Source organism: Ruegeria sp. AF3, from assembly GCF_056536285.1.
The window spans coordinates 1,393,172-1,406,999 of the sequence record NZ_JBQFJM010000001.1 but is presented as its reverse complement, the minus strand read 5'-3'; the positions used below and the strand labels follow the sequence as shown (position 1 = coordinate 1,406,999).

The following is a 13,828-nucleotide window of genomic DNA, read 5'->3' as shown; positions in this document are numbered from 1 at the left end:
GGGCCATATCTGACATGAACCCAAACACCAAAGGTGCCTTGCTGATGATGGGCAGCATGGCGGCCTTCACCCTGAACGACACTTTGGTCAAGGTCGCGCTTCGGGAACTGCCTTTGTTCCAACTGGTGGCCATGCGGGGCGTACTGGCCGTTTTCCTTGTCTACGGTCTTGCCCGCTATCTGGGGGCGCTGCACCTCAATTTCTCAAATCACGACCGGTGGCTGGTTGCGCTGCGCAGTCTGGCCGAACTGTCGGCTACCTTCTTTTTTCTGACAGCGCTCAAGAACATGCCGCTTGCCAATGTGACGGCCATTCTGCAGGCGCTGCCCCTGACCGTGACGCTGGGCGCGGCGCTGGTCTTTTCCGAACAGGTCGGCTGGCGGCGCATATTGGCGATTGCCATTGGTTTTGGCGGCATGGTTCTGATCGTCAGACCCGGTCCTGACGGCTTCAGCCTGTATTCCATCTACGCGCTGATCGCAGTGGCTTCGATCACGGTTCGCGATCTGGTGACGCGACGCATGTCGCCCCAAGTTCCTTCAATGGTGGTGACACTGGCGACGTCTCTTTCCATCACGGTGGCCGCCGCGATTGCTTCGGTGTTCGAAGGATGGGTTCCGGTTTCCGGCGCTGCGGGTTCTTTGGTTGCAGCGGCGGCCGTGTTCGTCCTGATGGGCTATCTGTTCAGCGTCATGGTCATGCGACAGGGCGATGTCGGGTTCATCGCGCCGTTTCGCTATTCCAGCCTGATCTGGGCCCTGGGGTTGGGCTGGGCCGTATTCGATGAATGGCCCGACGGCCTGACCATGCTGGGTGCGACACTGATCGTGGCCGCCGGACTGTTTACGCTGTTCCGGGAACGCGCGAGTCGGGAAGCGGCGTGAACCTGCGTGACAAAGCTCTGAACACTGGTCATCCGAAGGCGAAACCCGGCCTCCGGTTTCGGGTTCAGCTTAACATTGGCGCTTCTGGTGCAGGGCAGTTTTATGAACCCGGTTGAGCCTGCGCACCCATATAGGCACGGCCCGGATCAGCCAATTTCCGGGCAACCGGTATCGTGCTGTTGACACTCGGGCCGACTCCCCCTATTACGCGCGTCATCTCGGTGCCGGGGGCCGCCCCATAGCCGATTCCAGTAATGAGCTGGTCAAGGCCCGGACAATTTTGCAGTTCGCGCCCTCTGAGAAACAACCGCGACGTTCACCTCGGAATGGGAACGCTCGTGGGTTTTGCGCTTGTGGACGCATCAGCGCAGCGAAGTTAGCCGCACGCCAGTTGCGTGCATGTCATGTGTGTTGCAAACGGGGAAGAAACCGGAATGCCAACTATTCAACAGCTGATCCGCAAACCGCGGCAGCCCAAAGTAAAACGCTCGAAGTCCATGCACCTGGAGCAGTGCCCGCAGAAACGCGGCGTCTGCACACGTGTTTACACCACCACACCGAAGAAACCGAACTCGGCTATGCGTAAGGTTGCCAAAGTGCGCCTGACCAACGGGTTCGAGGTCATCTCGTACATCCCCGGTGAAAGCCACAACCTTCAGGAACACTCGGTTGTTCTGATCCGTGGCGGCCGTGTGAAAGACCTTCCCGGTGTGCGTTACCACATCCTGCGCGGTGTTCTGGATACTCAGGGCGTCAAAGACCGTAAGCAACGCCGTTCGAAATACGGCGCGAAGCGTCCCAAGTAAGAAGGAGAGGCTGATATGTCACGTCGTCACGCCGCCGAAAAACGCGAAGTCCTGCCTGACGCCAAGTTTGGCGATAAGGTTCTGACCAAATTCATGAACAACCTGATGATCGACGGCAAGAAGTCGGTCGCCGAGCGTATCGTCTACAACGCCTTTGACCGCGTCGAAAGCAAGATCAAGCGCGCGCCCGTCGAAGTGTTCCACGAAGCACTCGACAACATCAAACCGTCCGTCGAGGTTCGCTCGCGCCGGGTTGGTGGTGCAACCTATCAGGTTCCGGTCGAAGTCCGCCCCGAGCGCCGCGAAGCACTGGCCATCCGCTGGCTGATCACCGCTGCGCGCGGCCGCAATGAAAACACCATGGAAGAACGCCTCGCCGGTGAGCTGCTGGACGCTGTACAGTCCCGCGGTACCGCCGTGAAGAAGCGCGAAGACACCCACAAGATGGCCGAGGCGAACAAAGCCTTCAGCCATTACCGTTGGTAATCCCAGAGGCTTATCCAAATGGCACGCGAATATCCGCTCGAACTATACCGTAACTTCGGTATCATGGCGCACATCGACGCAGGTAAGACCACCTGCTCGGAGCGTATCCTGTATTACACTGGTAAATCCCACAACATCGGCGAGGTGCACGATGGTGCAGCCACCATGGACTGGATGGAGCAGGAGCAGGAACGCGGCATCACCATCACTTCGGCTGCAACTACCACCTTCTGGGAACGCACCGAAGACGGTCAGAATGCTGACACGCCTAAGCACCGCCTGAACATCATCGACACCCCCGGCCACGTTGACTTCACCATCGAAGTTGAACGCTCGCTGGCGGTTCTCGACGGTGCCGTCTGCGTTCTGGACGCAAACGCCGGTGTTGAACCCCAGACCGAAACCGTGTGGCGTCAGGCTGACCGCTACAAGGTTCCGCGTATGGTTTTCGTCAACAAGATGGACAAGATCGGCGCAGACTTCTTCAACTGCGTTCGCATGATCGAAGACCGCACCGGCGCACGTGCTGTTCCGGTTGGTATTCCGATCGGTGCCGAAACCGAGCTGGAAGGCCTGGTTGACCTCGTCACCATGGAAGAGTGGCTGTGGCAGGGCGAAGACCTTGGTGCAAGCTGGGTCAAAGCTCCGATCCGTGACAGCCTGAAAGACATGGCTGACGAATGGCGCGGCAAGATGATCGAAGCGGCCGTCGAAGAAGACGACGACGCGATGATGGCCTATCTGGAAGGCGAAGAGCCCGACGTTCCGACCCTGCGCAAACTGCTGCGCAAAGGCACGCTGGCGCTGCATTTCGTTCCGGTTCTGGGTGGCTCGGCGTTCAAGAACAAAGGCGTTCAGCCGCTGCTCAACGCTGTGATCGACTACCTGCCCAGCCCGCTGGACGTTGTTGATTACATGGGCTTCAAACCCGGCGACGAGGAAGAAGTTCGTAACATCGCACGTCGTGCCGATGACGACATGGCCTTCTCGGGTCTGGCGTTCAAAATCATGAACGACCCCTTCGTCGGTTCGCTGACCTTCACCCGCGTTTACTCGGGCACCATGCAGAAGGGCGACTCGATCCTGAACTCGACCAAAGGCAAGAAAGAGCGCATCGGTCGTATGATGATGATGCACTCCAACAACCGGGAAGAGATCGAAGAAGCGTTTGCAGGCGACATCATCGCGCTGGCGGGTCTGAAAGACACCACCACCGGTGACACCCTCTGCGATCCGAAGGATCCGGTGGTTCTGGAAACCATGACCTTCCCCGATCCGGTGATCGAGATCGCGGTCGAGCCCAAAACCAAGGGCGACCAGGAAAAGATGTCTCAGGGTCTGGCCCGTCTGGCCGCCGAAGACCCGTCCTTCCGCGTGGAAACCGACCTGGAATCGGGTCAGACCATCATGAAGGGCATGGGCGAACTTCACCTGGACATCCTGGTGGACCGTCTCAAGCGCGAGTTCAAGGTCGAAGCCAACATCGGTGCGCCTCAGGTGGCTTATCGTGAAACCATCTCGATGCCGGTCGAACACACCTACACCCACAAGAAACAGTCGGGTGGTTCGGGTCAGTTCGCTGAAGTCAAGCTGGAGATCCAGCCCACCGAGGCAGGCGAAGGTTACTCGTTCGAAAGCCGCATCGTTGGTGGTGCCGTTCCGAAGGAATACATCCCCGGTGTTGAAAAAGGCATCAACTCGGTCATGGACAGCGGCCCTCTGGCTGGCTTCCCGGTGATCGACTTCAAGGTTGCCCTGCTGGACGGTAAGTTCCACGACGTCGACTCGAGCGTTCTGGCATTCGAAATCGCGGCCCGTATGTGTATGCGTGAAGGCATGCGCAAAGCTGGCGCGAAGCTGCTGGAACCGATCATGAAGGTCGAAGTGATCACCCCGGAAGAATACACCGGCGGTATCATCGGTGACCTGACTTCGCGTCGGGGCCAGGTGTCGGGTCAGGAATCCCGCGGCAACGCAATCGCGATCGACGCGTTTGTTCCGCTGGCGAACATGTTCGGCTACATCAACACCCTGCGTTCGATGTCGTCGGGCCGTGCCCAGTTCACCATGCAGTTCGACCACTACGATCCGGTTCCGCAGAACATCTCGGACGAGATCCAGGCGAAATACGCATAAGCGACGATTTGAGGGAGCGCCGTTCCGGGGCTCCCTTCATTACAGAAAAAGGAGGCCATCATGGCAAAGGAAAAGTTTGAGCGTACAAAACCGCACGTCAACATCGGCACGATTGGGCATGTTGACCATGGTAAGACGACGCTGACCGCAGCGATCACCAAGTATTTTGGTGACTTCAAGGCGTATGACCAGATTGACGGCGCGCCGGAAGAGAAAGCCCGCGGCATCACCATCTCGACCGCGCATGTGGAATACGAGACCGACGCGCGCCACTATGCGCATGTCGACTGCCCCGGCCACGCCGACTACGTCAAGAACATGATCACCGGTGCTGCTCAGATGGACGGCGCGATCCTGGTTGTGAACGCCGCGGACGGCCCGATGCCGCAGACCCGCGAGCACATCCTGCTGGGCCGCCAGGTTGGCATCCCGAAGATGGTCGTGTTCATGAACAAGGTTGACCAGGTTGACGACGAAGAGCTGCTGGAACTGGTGGAAATGGAAATCCGCGAGCTGCTGTCTTCGTATGAATACCCCGGCGACGATATTCCGATCATCGCAGGTTCGGCTCTGGCCGCGATGGAAGGCCGTGACCCTGAAATCGGCGAGAACAAAATCCGCGAGCTGATGGCGGCTGTTGACGAATATATCGACACGCCCGAGCGTGCTGTTGACCAGCCGTTCCTGATGCCGATCGAAGACGTGTTCTCGATCTCGGGCCGTGGTACCGTTGTGACCGGCCGTATCGAGCGTGGCGTGATCAACGTTGGCGACGAGATCGAAATCGTCGGCATCCGCGACACCTCGAAAACCACCTGCACCGGCGTTGAAATGTTCCGCAAGCTGCTGGACCGCGGTGAAGCGGGCGACAACATCGGCGCCCTGCTGCGTGGTGTGGATCGTGACGGCGTTGAGCGTGGCCAGGTTCTGTGTAAGCCGGGTTCGGTGACACCGCACACCAAGTTCGAAGCCGAAGCCTATATCCTGACCAAGGAAGAAGGCGGCCGTCACACCCCGTTCTTCGCGAACTACCGTCCGCAGTTCTACTTCCGTACGACTGACGTGACCGGCACCGTGACCCTGGCGGAAGGCACCGAGATGGTCATGCCCGGCGACAACGTGTCGTTCGGCGTTGAACTGATCGCACCGATCGCGATGGAGCAGGGCCTGCGCTTCGCCATCCGCGAAGGCGGCCGCACCGTCGGCGCCGGCGTCGTGTCGAAGATTACTGAATAAGGTCGAGTTTTCTTTAGAAAACTCTGGCCGGTGGGCGGCAGTTGCTCTGAAAGAGCAATGAGAGCCCACTCCATTGAACTAAAGAAGGCCGTTCCACAAGGGGGCGGCCTTTTTTTGTGCTTCTAAGTTGAAGCCTCAATATGTATTGAAACCAAATTGTTCTGTGAGTAGCGCCTCCTTGTGAAGCTTGTTCCCCTGTGACTGGATTGAGGTATGTGAATGGCCAAAGAACCGAACATTTCGGAAGCGCTCGCACACCTTACTGCTTCAATTCGCGGGCGTTGGGACAAACTGGGTTTTTTTGACGGCGAGAATGGTTCGTTTGCGACTGGTTATATACCTACGGTCGCCCCGCAGGAGTACCTTTGCCGCTTCTATGCTGGACTGACGGACGATCAGCTTGCACAGGCAGAGGAAGAAAGTGAAAGATATCTGCCAAACCAATACGTCGACTTCCTAAGGGAATATAATGGTGCGAGCATCATGGGAATCACTCTCTTTGGTGCAACCGGAGGCCAAAATACAAGAGCGTTAGACGACGTTATCGGGCAGCCGATTAGCTTACGGCATCAGAATGTGCATTACCTAAGGCCGGATTACGTCCCGGAAGGTCATTTTGGAATAGGGGTCATGAATGGTGAATGGTATTCTCAAGGCCAGCTATATTTGACCAGCGCCGGCGAAGTCGAACTCATCAATAAGGACCACGATTTGATTGGGGCCCGTTGGTCAAGCATGGCTGAATTTTTGAAACAAGAAGTTTCACGCCAGATGAAACGATATGACGATACCGGCAATGAGATTACCTCGGTGAAGCGACTACCCGGTGAAACATCAAATTGGGAACAGCTTGCAAAGGATATCCATAGTGAAAGTGACACTACCGGAGGCTTGCTCAGGCGAGTCAGAGAATTTCTGCGTCGAAGCTAACAACAGATTTGAGCGGTAAGTTGTCGACTGAGCTTCATGGTCTGCGAAAACTCGTTAAACCCCTTGCCAAACCCCTCCAACCCCTGTAGATCGCGCGGGTTCTCAACAAGAACATCAAGGCGGGATGATTCCCGCCTTTTGGGTTCGATGAGGGTTGGCGATGCGCGTCTGTCCTCCTCTCAACCTCAACGCCTGATAAAAGGCTGTTACTATGCAAAGCCAAAATATCCGTATTCGGCTGAAGGCATTTGACTATCGCGTTCTGGATGCCAGCACGCAAGAGATCGTCAACACTGCCAAGCGGACCGGCGCGAATGTGCGCGGCCCGATCCCGCTGCCGAACAAGATCGAGAAGTTCACGGTTCTCCGTGGCCCTCACGTTGACAAGAAATCCCGCGACCAGTTCGAGATCCGCACGCACAAGCGTCTGCTCGACATCGTTGATCCGACCCCCCAGACCGTGGACGCGCTGATGAAGCTCGACCTGGCTGCTGGTGTGGACGTCGAGATCAAGCTGCAGTCGTAAGATCGGAGGGTATAGAATATGCGCTCTGGTATTATCGCAAAAAAAGTTGGCATGACCCGCCTGTTCATGGAAGACGGCAAGCAGATCCCTGTGACCGTTCTTCACCTGGACAACCTGCAGGTTGTTGCACAGCGGACCGCTGAAAAAGACGGCTACACCGCCGTTCAGCTGGGCGCTGGTGCTGCCAAGGCAAAACGCACCTCGAAGGCCATGCGCGGCCACTACGCCGCTGCCAAGGTCGAGCCCAAGCGCAAGCTGGCCGAGTTCCGCGTCTCCGAAGATGGCCTGATCGAAGTGGGAGCCGAAATCTCGGCCGAGCACTTCCTGGCTGGTCAGAAGGTTGACGTGTCGGGCACCTCGATCGGTAAAGGCTTTGCCGGTGCGATGAAGCGCCACAACTTCGGTGGTCTGCGCGCCTCGCACGGTGTGTCGATCAGCCACCGTTCGCACGGCTCGACCGGTCAGTGTCAGGATCCGGGCAAGGTGTTCAAAGGCAAGAAGATGGCCGGTCACATGGGTGCTGCCCGTGTTACCACCCAGAACCTCGAGGTTGTCAAAACCGACGCCGACCGTGGTCTGGTCTTCATCAAAGGCGCCGTTCCCGGACCGAAATCGGGCTGGGTCACCGTCAAGGACGCCGTGAAGAAGAAAGCACCGGAAGGCCTGCCTTTCCCGGCTGCTGTGAAATCGGCTGCAACCGAAGCACCTGCGGAAGAAGTATCCGCGGAAGGTGGTGAAGCATGAAACTTGATGTAATCAAACTGGACGGCGGCAAGGCCGGCGACATCGAGCTGGATGCAGACCTGTTCGGCCTCGAGCCGCGCGCGGACATCCTGCACCGTGTGGTCCGTTGGCAGCGCAACAATGCGCAGGCCGGCACCCACAAGGTCAAGACCCGCTCGGAAACCAGCTACTCGACCAAGAAGATCTATCGCCAGAAGGGCACCGGTGGCGCACGCCATGGTGACCGTAACGCACCGATCTTCCGCAAGGGTGGTGTTTACAAGGGCCCGACCCCTCGTTCGCACGGCCACGACCTGCCGAAGAAGTTCCGTAAGCTTGGCCTGCGCCATGCTCTGTCGGCAAAAGCCAAAGCAGGTGAACTGGTTGTGATCGAGAACGCCGAAGCAGAAGGCAAGACCGCCGCACTGGCCAAACAGGTTGCAAACCTGGGCTGGAAACGCGCTCTGGTCATCGACGGCGCGACCGTGAACGAAGGGTTCCTGAAGGCGTCGCGCAACATCGAAGGTCTGGATATCCTGCCGTCGATGGGTGCAAACGTTTATGACATCCTCAAGCGTGACACCCTGGTGCTCACCAAAGCGGCTGTCGAAGCACTGGAGGCTCGTCTGAAATGAGCGCGAAGGCAGAACACTACGACGTGATCCGCAAGCCGATCATCACCGAAAAGTCGACCATGGCGTCCGAAAATGGCGCGGTTGTCTTTGAAGTGGCGATCGAAAGCAACAAGCCGCAGATCAAAGAGGCCGTTGAGGCGCTGTTTGGTGTGAAGGTCAAGGCGGTGAACACCACCGTGACCAAAGGCAAGGTCAAGCGGTTCCGCGGTCAGCTGGGCCGTCGGAAGGACGTCAAGAAAGCATATGTGACCCTGGAAGAGGGTAACACAATCGACGTAAGCACCGGTCTCTGATCCGACGCTTACAGCGACACTTTACGGCCCCGGTGGATCACTCCGCCGGGGCCGATTTCGTTTCAGGCGTCGAAGCTGGGGATGCGCGTCAGGGCAGGGCGGTCACACGCCCTCCAGCGGTCGCCTCAGGACGGTTTTGACGTTTCGGGCATGTGGGCCGCCTCAACAGCCATCGCACCCTCTGGCGGCCTCTGAGCGGTCTGCACGCGGGGCAGAGCCTGCAACGGATATAGAAAAGGCGCCGTTAAGGCGCCTTTGGGTCGTTTCAATTGTGTGCGTGGTTATGAGCAATATACGTGCCGGTGCGCGATATCTGCGATGTCGCAGCGGCGGATGCCGATATCGTCCAGCTCACGGTTGCTCAGACGCTGCAACTCGGTATAGGTGCGCTGATACTCAGCAGCACGAGCGCGGGCTGTTTTGATCCGTGTGATCATGTCAGCGATCCGGGTGCCGAAGTTGAAGCCGGTATGGGTCAGTGTCGCAGTTGTCATCTCTGTATTCCTTTCTCAAATCAGGGCGTATTCCCTGACCTTTCCTTTTGAGTTCCTTCATTGGACAAGGCAGAGATAGGAGCGTTTGCTATCGCTAACAACGCAGATTTTGGTCTAGCCGGTATGCATGCGGCGAATAACTTTTGCTGGCTGGATTGTTCGTAGCCTGGTTCCTATTCCTATTGGCATGGATTTTGCAGTTGACCTGCGGATTGACGCGATGGCCATCTGCGGTTTGCAGCGGCTTTCAGTTTGTTCCCAATACCGGACCCACCTGCTGAAATGCAAAATAAAGTCCCGTCGGATCACGAAACACACGCGGTGCATGCTGCGCGCTTTGCCGTGATCGAACACGCACTTCGGACGCTCCAAGCGTCAAAGCATCACGTACCGCATCCTCGATAGCGGTGACCTTAATTCCGGGTAGCCAGGCGCATCTTTCACGTATCTTTATATCTGGTGAAGCTACCACAGGAATATGTGTAAGCCACGGACCTGGCCCGGCCGCGCCTGGGCCATCCGTTTTCGAAGATGTTCGATCAAACAACGATTGGTAGAATTCAACTGGAAACTCTGGGCCTTCGCTCAGATAAACCTCTGTTGTGAACTGTTGTGTAGGTATCGGGTAATCGTGTTGTGAAACGGAAATGCCAAACCTGGCTCCCAAGGGGTCCAACAATAGGCAGTTTCGACCGACGCCGGGCACATCAAAGGGGCGCCGAATGATATGTGCGCCCAGCTTCTCGGCACGCTTTGAATACTTGTCAACATTGGGAACCTCGAAATAGGGAAGCCAGCCGGCATCAAAGCCCGCTGGAGTCTTGGTAAATCCACTTCCGGCTTCCCCATTCAAAAGAGCAAGAGTGAATTCCCCCTTTCCCCGGCCCCAGACATAGTCTTCTGTGCTTTCCTTAATGAAATCCCACGATGCTACACGGCCATAGAAAGCCTCGGAAGCGTTCAGATCAGGCGTAAAGAGGTCATGCCAAACGATCCGTCCTGTCTTATCCGCACTCACTTCAAGAACCTCCTGCGTGAAACACGCTGGATAGCCCATCATAATCCAATTGGTCATTGATACAGATCAATCTGAACATGGCGCTCCAGAAATCCGGGTTGGAGGAAGGAATCCCCAAGAAGCTGAAGTGCCAACAATAAACGCCCCCGAATTTACCGGAGGCGTTTTTGTTCTTTCCGATGAAGGCGGGCTTAGCCGCGTTCTTCGATGATCTCTACCAGATGCGGGATCTTGCGGATCATGCCGCGCACCGAAGGAGTATCCTCCAGCTCACGGGTTCTGTGCATCTTGTTCAGGCCCAGGCCGATCAGGGTTGCGCGCTGTTCGGCGGGGCGACGGATCGGCGAACCGACCTGTTTGACGACGATGGTTTTTGCCATGACGTGCTCTCCTTATGCTTCTGCTTCAGCAGCAGCCGGTGCTTCGTCCCGCTTGGGCAGGATGTCAGCAACCTTTTTGCCACGACGTGCGGCAACCGAACGCGGGCTCTGCTCTTTCTGCAGGCCGTCGATGGTGGCGCGGATCATGTTGTACGGGTTCTGCGAGCCCAGCGACTTGGACACAACGTCCTTGACGCCCAGCATTTCGAACACGGCACGCATCGGACCACCGGCGATGATACCGGTACCTTCAGGCGCGGCGCGCATAACCACTTTACCGGCGCCGTGACGGCCCTCGATGTCGTGGTGCAGGGTCCGACCTTCGCGCAACTGCACGCGGATCATCTGACGCTTGGCTTGCTCAGTCGCCTTGCGGATGGCCTCAGGTACTTCTTTCGCTTTACCCTTGCCAAAGCCGACGCGGCCTTTCTGATCGCCGACAACCACCAGAGCGGCGAAGCCAAAGCGCTTACCACCTTTTACGGTTTTCGACACGCGGTTGATTGCGACCAGGCGATCTGCAAATTCCGGTGTTTCTTCACGGTCGCGGCCACGGCCCCGACGGTTTTCACGTTCTGCCATTTGGCATCCCTTTTCCTCTAGAGGCGCTTGCGGCGCCAATTACTCAATCGAAGTGAACCCGTGAATGACATTCTGGGGCTCCCCGATCATCGAGGCGGGCGGACCCGCCTTCAAAGTGCCGGTGCCGGGCTGAAGCCCGGCCTACGGCGTCGTATCCGGTAGGCCGGGCTTCAGACCGGCACACCATCAGATCTTCAGGCCACCTTCACGCGCAGCGTCGGCGACAGCCTTCACTTTGCCGTGGAACAGGAAGCCGCCACGATCGAAATAGGCCTCTTCGACGCCTGCCTTCTTGGCACGCTCGGCGATGGCCGCGCCGACTTTCGTCGCCGCTTCGACGTTGTTCTTGCCAACAACACCCAGATCTTTTTCCAGGGTCGAGGCCGAGGCCAGGGTCACGCCACGTACGTCGTCGATCAGCTGAACAGAGATGTTCTTGTTCGAACGGTGTACGGACAGGCGCGGACGACCCGCGTTGACCTTGCGAAGTTTGTTCCGAACGCGCAGGCGGCGCTTCAGAAACAGGGTTCTTTTGCTGTTTGCCATTGTCTGCGTCCTTACTTCTTCTTGCCTTCCTTGCGGAAGATGAACTCGCCCTTATAGCGGATGCCCTTGCCTTTGTACGGCTCGGGGCGGCGCCACTCGCGGATTTTGGCCGCGGTTTCGCCCACCAGCTGCTGGTCGATACCTTCCACAACGATTTCGGTCTGCTTCGGTGCGGTGATGGTGACACCTTCCGGAGCCGTGAAATCAACATCGTGGCTATAGCCCAGGTTCAGCTTCAGGGTGTTGCCCTGCATCTGCGCCCGGTAACCAACACCCTGGATCTCCAGCTCTTTTTTGAAGCCTGTGGTCACACCGGTTACCAGGTTGGCAACCATGGTGCGGCTCATGCCCCACTGCTGGCGGGCACGCTTGGACATGCCACGAGGGTCGATCTTGACCACGTTGTCTTCAACCGACAGCGTTACGTCGTCGGTGGCGGTGAAGCTGCGGGTGCCTTTCGGACCTTTGACTTCGATGGTCTGACCCGACACAGAGGCGGTTACGCCGCTGGGCAGCTCGACCGGTTTTTTACCAATACGAGACATTGCAGACCTCCTTAGAAGACGGTGCAGAGCACTTCGCCGCCAACATTGTTGGAGCGAGCGTTTGCGTCCGACATCACACCTTTCGGAGTGCTGACAATCGACACGCCCAGACCCTGACGGACCTGCGGGATGTCATTGACGCCCATGTATACGCGGCGACCGGGTTTCGAAACCCGCTTCAGTTCGCGAATGACAGGGGTGCCTTCGTAGTATTTCAGGCTGATTTCGATGGCCGGATGACCGTTTTCACCGGTCGTCTTTTCATAGCCACGGATGTAGCCTTCGTCCGCCAGCACGTCCAGAACCCAAACACGCAGCTTCGACGCCGGAGTGGAAACGGTGGACTTGCCGCGCATTTGCGCGTTGCGGATACGGGTGAGCATATCGCCGATAGGATCATTCATATCTATGTCTCCCTTACCAGCTCGATTTCACCATGCCGGGGATCTGACCAGCAGAACCCAGCTCGCGCAGCATGATACGGCTGACCTTCAGCTTACGGTAGTAAGCGTGGGGACGACCGGTCAGCTGACAACGGTTGTGCAGACGGGTAGCCGAGCTGTTGCGCGGCAGTTTCGCCAGTTTCAGACGCGCTTTGAAACGCTCTTCCATCGGCTTGCTCTCGTCATTCGCGATTTCTTTCAGCTCGGCACGCTTCGCGGCATATTTGGCCACCAGGCGTTCGCGCTTCTTCTCGCGTTCGATCATTGCTTTCTTAGCCATGTCTCAATCCTCCCGGCGCTTACGCGTTGAACGGCATGTTGAATGCTTTCAACAGTGCCTTTGCTTCAGCGTCGGTTTTCGCTGTGGTGGCAATTACGATATCCAGGCCCCAGACCTCGTCGACCTTGTCGAAGTCGATTTCCGGGAACACGATGTGCTCTTTCATGCCCATGGCAAAGTTGCCACGACCGTCGAAAGAAGGCTTAACACCGCGGAAGTCACGAATACGCGGCATCGCGATCGTGATCAGACGATCCAGGAATTCGTACATCCGGTCACCGCGCAGGGTCACTTTCGCACCCAGCGGCATGTCTTCCCGGACGCGGAAACCCGCGATCGACTTCTTCGCCTTGGTTGCAACGGCCTGTTGACCGGCAATCGCAGTCAGGTCCTCGACAGCAGCTTTCGCTTTCTTCGAGTCTTTGACAGCCTCAGCACCACAACCGATGTTCAGAACGATTTTTTCCAGCTTGGGCAGCTGCATGTCGTTCTTGTAGCCGAACTCTTCTTTCAGAGCGGCACGGATGGTCTCGGCGTACTGCGCTTTCAGGCGCGGGGTGTAGGTTGCGTTATCAAGCATCGATCACGTCCCCTGTGGTCTTGGCGAAACGCACCTTCTTGTCACCTTCCATGCGGAAGCCAACGCGGGTTGCTTTGCCGTTCTTGTCCAGCAGTGCCAGGTTCGACAGCTCGATCGGGTTTGCCTGAGGCAGGCGACCACCTTGCGAGGTTTGCGACTGGCGGGTGTGGCGGATGGCGATGTTGATGCCATCGACCACAGCTTTGCCGGCTTTGGGGTCAACCGAGGTGATAGTTCCCTCTTTGCCCTTGTCCTTGCCGGACAGCACGACGACCTTGTCGCCTTTGCGGAGTTTAGCAGCCATG

20 protein-coding genes are annotated in these 13,828 nt (G+C 57.5%); 10 read left to right on the top strand and 10 right to left on the bottom strand.

The features are described from left to right. Positions 1 to 14 precede the first annotated feature (14 nt). From ACR3FC_RS07130 to ACR3FC_RS07085, 10 genes are all read left to right on the top strand, one after another. Positions 15 to 884, top strand: a complete 870-nt coding sequence (locus tag ACR3FC_RS07130; protein ID WP_480474063.1) for a DMT family transporter — start codon at positions 15 to 17, stop codon at positions 882 to 884. A gap of 434 nt (positions 885 to 1,318) precedes the next feature. Next, complete coding sequence (gene rpsL, locus ACR3FC_RS07125) at positions 1,319 to 1,690, top strand: 30S ribosomal protein S12 (protein ID WP_005621086.1); 372 nt, start codon at positions 1,319 to 1,321, stop codon at positions 1,688 to 1,690. A 15-nt stretch (positions 1,691 to 1,705) separates the two neighbouring features. Continuing rightward, the gene (gene rpsG / locus ACR3FC_RS07120) at positions 1,706 to 2,176 is read left to right on the top strand and encodes a 30S ribosomal protein S7 (RefSeq protein WP_093964348.1); all 471 of its coding nucleotides are present in this window, start codon (positions 1,706 to 1,708) and stop codon (positions 2,174 to 2,176) included. A gap of 18 nt (positions 2,177 to 2,194) precedes the next feature. Continuing rightward, complete coding sequence (gene fusA / locus ACR3FC_RS07115; protein ID WP_480474062.1) at positions 2,195 to 4,312, top strand: elongation factor G; 2,118 nt, start codon at positions 2,195 to 2,197, stop codon at positions 4,310 to 4,312. A gap of 60 nt (positions 4,313 to 4,372) precedes the next feature. Continuing rightward, on the top strand, positions 4,373 to 5,548 hold the full coding sequence (gene tuf, locus ACR3FC_RS07110) for an elongation factor Tu (RefSeq protein ID WP_480474060.1): 1,176 nt from the start codon (positions 4,373 to 4,375) through the stop codon (positions 5,546 to 5,548). Positions 5,549 to 5,767: 219 nt separating this feature from the next. Continuing rightward, positions 5,768 to 6,478 carry an SMI1/KNR4 family protein gene (locus ACR3FC_RS07105; RefSeq protein ID WP_480474059.1) on the top strand — a complete coding sequence of 237 codons (711 nt, stop codon included), beginning with the start codon at positions 5,768 to 5,770 and terminating at the stop codon, positions 6,476 to 6,478. Between the two features lie 211 nt (positions 6,479 to 6,689). Then, entirely contained in the window at positions 6,690 to 7,004 is a 315-nt protein-coding gene (gene rpsJ / locus ACR3FC_RS07100) for a 30S ribosomal protein S10 (protein ID WP_008756422.1), read from the top strand. 18 nt (positions 7,005 to 7,022) lie between these two features. Further along, positions 7,023 to 7,748: a 50S ribosomal protein L3 gene (gene rplC / locus ACR3FC_RS07095; RefSeq protein ID WP_171638102.1), complete on the top strand. Its 726-nt coding sequence runs from the start codon at positions 7,023 to 7,025 to the stop codon at positions 7,746 to 7,748. After that, positions 7,745 to 8,362 (top strand): 50S ribosomal protein L4, encoded by a 618-nt coding sequence (gene rplD / locus ACR3FC_RS07090; RefSeq protein ID WP_480474058.1) that lies wholly within the window; start codon positions 7,745 to 7,747, stop codon positions 8,360 to 8,362. The genes rplC and rplD overlap by 4 nt, the downstream gene beginning before the upstream one ends. Then, a complete protein-coding gene (locus ACR3FC_RS07085; RefSeq protein ID WP_170609990.1) occupies positions 8,359 to 8,655 on the top strand; it encodes a 50S ribosomal protein L23 in 297 nt (98 codons plus the stop codon). The genes rplD and ACR3FC_RS07085 overlap by 4 nt, the downstream gene beginning before the upstream one ends. Positions 8,656 to 8,936: 281 nt before the next feature. Here the strand turns inward: ACR3FC_RS07085 and ACR3FC_RS07080 are convergent, their stop codons facing one another. The 10 genes from ACR3FC_RS07080 to rplX all read right to left on the bottom strand — a co-directional run bounded on the left by ACR3FC_RS07080 (position 8,937) and on the right by rplX (position 13,827). Beyond that, positions 8,937 to 9,149 carry a DUF1127 domain-containing protein gene (locus tag ACR3FC_RS07080; RefSeq protein WP_209505835.1) on the bottom strand — a complete coding sequence of 71 codons (213 nt, stop codon included), beginning with the start codon at positions 9,147 to 9,149 and terminating at the stop codon, positions 8,937 to 8,939. Between the two features lie 247 nt (positions 9,150 to 9,396). Next, positions 9,397 to 10,224, bottom strand: a complete 828-nt coding sequence (locus tag ACR3FC_RS07075) for a VOC family protein (RefSeq protein WP_480474057.1) — start codon at positions 10,222 to 10,224, stop codon at positions 9,397 to 9,399. Between the two features lie 134 nt (positions 10,225 to 10,358). Next, on the bottom strand, positions 10,359 to 10,547 hold the full coding sequence (gene rpmD / locus ACR3FC_RS07070) for a 50S ribosomal protein L30 (RefSeq protein ID WP_267364815.1): 189 nt from the start codon (positions 10,545 to 10,547) through the stop codon (positions 10,359 to 10,361). A 12-nt stretch (positions 10,548 to 10,559) separates the two neighbouring features. After that, complete coding sequence (rpsE, locus tag ACR3FC_RS07065) at positions 10,560 to 11,129, bottom strand: 30S ribosomal protein S5 (RefSeq protein ID WP_480474056.1); 570 nt, start codon at positions 11,127 to 11,129, stop codon at positions 10,560 to 10,562. A 186-nt stretch (positions 11,130 to 11,315) separates the two neighbouring features. After that, positions 11,316 to 11,675: a 50S ribosomal protein L18 gene (gene rplR, locus ACR3FC_RS07060; protein ID WP_010437103.1), complete on the bottom strand. Its 360-nt coding sequence runs from the start codon at positions 11,673 to 11,675 to the stop codon at positions 11,316 to 11,318. An 11-nt stretch (positions 11,676 to 11,686) separates the two neighbouring features. Beyond that, positions 11,687 to 12,220: a 50S ribosomal protein L6 gene (gene rplF, locus ACR3FC_RS07055; protein WP_170467582.1), complete on the bottom strand. Its 534-nt coding sequence runs from the start codon at positions 12,218 to 12,220 to the stop codon at positions 11,687 to 11,689. A gap of 11 nt (positions 12,221 to 12,231) precedes the next feature. Next, on the bottom strand, positions 12,232 to 12,624 hold the full coding sequence (rpsH, locus tag ACR3FC_RS07050) for a 30S ribosomal protein S8 (RefSeq protein ID WP_209505841.1): 393 nt from the start codon (positions 12,622 to 12,624) through the stop codon (positions 12,232 to 12,234). Between the two features lie 13 nt (positions 12,625 to 12,637). Then, on the bottom strand, positions 12,638 to 12,943 hold the full coding sequence (gene rpsN, locus ACR3FC_RS07045) for a 30S ribosomal protein S14 (RefSeq protein ID WP_142639784.1): 306 nt from the start codon (positions 12,941 to 12,943) through the stop codon (positions 12,638 to 12,640). A gap of 19 nt (positions 12,944 to 12,962) precedes the next feature. After that, the gene (gene rplE, locus ACR3FC_RS07040; protein WP_209505843.1) at positions 12,963 to 13,523 is read right to left on the bottom strand and encodes a 50S ribosomal protein L5; all 561 of its coding nucleotides are present in this window, start codon (positions 13,521 to 13,523) and stop codon (positions 12,963 to 12,965) included. Further along, positions 13,516 to 13,827: a 50S ribosomal protein L24 gene (rplX, locus tag ACR3FC_RS07035; protein ID WP_480474055.1), complete on the bottom strand. Its 312-nt coding sequence runs from the start codon at positions 13,825 to 13,827 to the stop codon at positions 13,516 to 13,518. The genes rplE and rplX overlap by 8 nt, the downstream gene beginning before the upstream one ends. Position 13,828: the final 1 nt, after the last annotated feature.

Coding starts and splice junctions, on each gene's coding strand:
- ACR3FC_RS07130 (WP_480474063.1), top strand. CDS start 15: ATGAACCCAAACACCAAAGGTGCCTTGCTGATGATGGGCAGCATGGCG.
- rpsL (WP_005621086.1), top strand. CDS start 1,319: ATGCCAACTATTCAACAGCTGATCCGCAAACCGCGGCAGCCCAAAGTA.
- rpsG (WP_093964348.1), top strand. CDS start 1,706: ATGTCACGTCGTCACGCCGCCGAAAAACGCGAAGTCCTGCCTGACGCC.
- fusA (WP_480474062.1), top strand. CDS start 2,195: ATGGCACGCGAATATCCGCTCGAACTATACCGTAACTTCGGTATCATG.
- tuf (WP_480474060.1), top strand. CDS start 4,373: ATGGCAAAGGAAAAGTTTGAGCGTACAAAACCGCACGTCAACATCGGC.
- ACR3FC_RS07105 (WP_480474059.1), top strand. CDS start 5,768: ATGGCCAAAGAACCGAACATTTCGGAAGCGCTCGCACACCTTACTGCT.
- rpsJ (WP_008756422.1), top strand. CDS start 6,690: ATGCAAAGCCAAAATATCCGTATTCGGCTGAAGGCATTTGACTATCGC.
- rplC (WP_171638102.1), top strand. CDS start 7,023: ATGCGCTCTGGTATTATCGCAAAAAAAGTTGGCATGACCCGCCTGTTC.
- rplD (WP_480474058.1), top strand. CDS start 7,745: ATGAAACTTGATGTAATCAAACTGGACGGCGGCAAGGCCGGCGACATC.
- ACR3FC_RS07085 (WP_170609990.1), top strand. CDS start 8,359: ATGAGCGCGAAGGCAGAACACTACGACGTGATCCGCAAGCCGATCATC.
- ACR3FC_RS07080 (WP_209505835.1), bottom strand. CDS start 9,149: ATGACAACTGCGACACTGACCCATACCGGCTTCAACTTCGGCACCCGG.
- ACR3FC_RS07075 (WP_480474057.1), bottom strand. CDS start 10,224: ATGACCAATTGGATTATGATGGGCTATCCAGCGTGTTTCACGCAGGAG.
- rpmD (WP_267364815.1), bottom strand. CDS start 10,547: ATGGCAAAAACCATCGTCGTCAAACAGGTCGGTTCGCCGATCCGTCGC.
- rpsE (WP_480474056.1), bottom strand. CDS start 11,129: ATGGCAGAACGTGAAAACCGTCGGGGCCGTGGCCGCGACCGTGAAGAA.
- rplR (WP_010437103.1), bottom strand. CDS start 11,675: ATGGCAAACAGCAAAAGAACCCTGTTTCTGAAGCGCCGCCTGCGCGTT.
- rplF (WP_170467582.1), bottom strand. CDS start 12,220: ATGTCTCGTATTGGTAAAAAACCGGTCGAGCTGCCCAGCGGCGTAACC.
- rpsH (WP_209505841.1), bottom strand. CDS start 12,624: ATGAATGATCCTATCGGCGATATGCTCACCCGTATCCGCAACGCGCAA.
- rpsN (WP_142639784.1), bottom strand. CDS start 12,943: ATGGCTAAGAAAGCAATGATCGAACGCGAGAAGAAGCGCGAACGCCTG.
- rplE (WP_209505843.1), bottom strand. CDS start 13,523: ATGCTTGATAACGCAACCTACACCCCGCGCCTGAAAGCGCAGTACGCC.
- rplX (WP_480474055.1), bottom strand. CDS start 13,827: ATGGCTGCTAAACTCCGCAAAGGCGACAAGGTCGTCGTGCTGTCCGGC.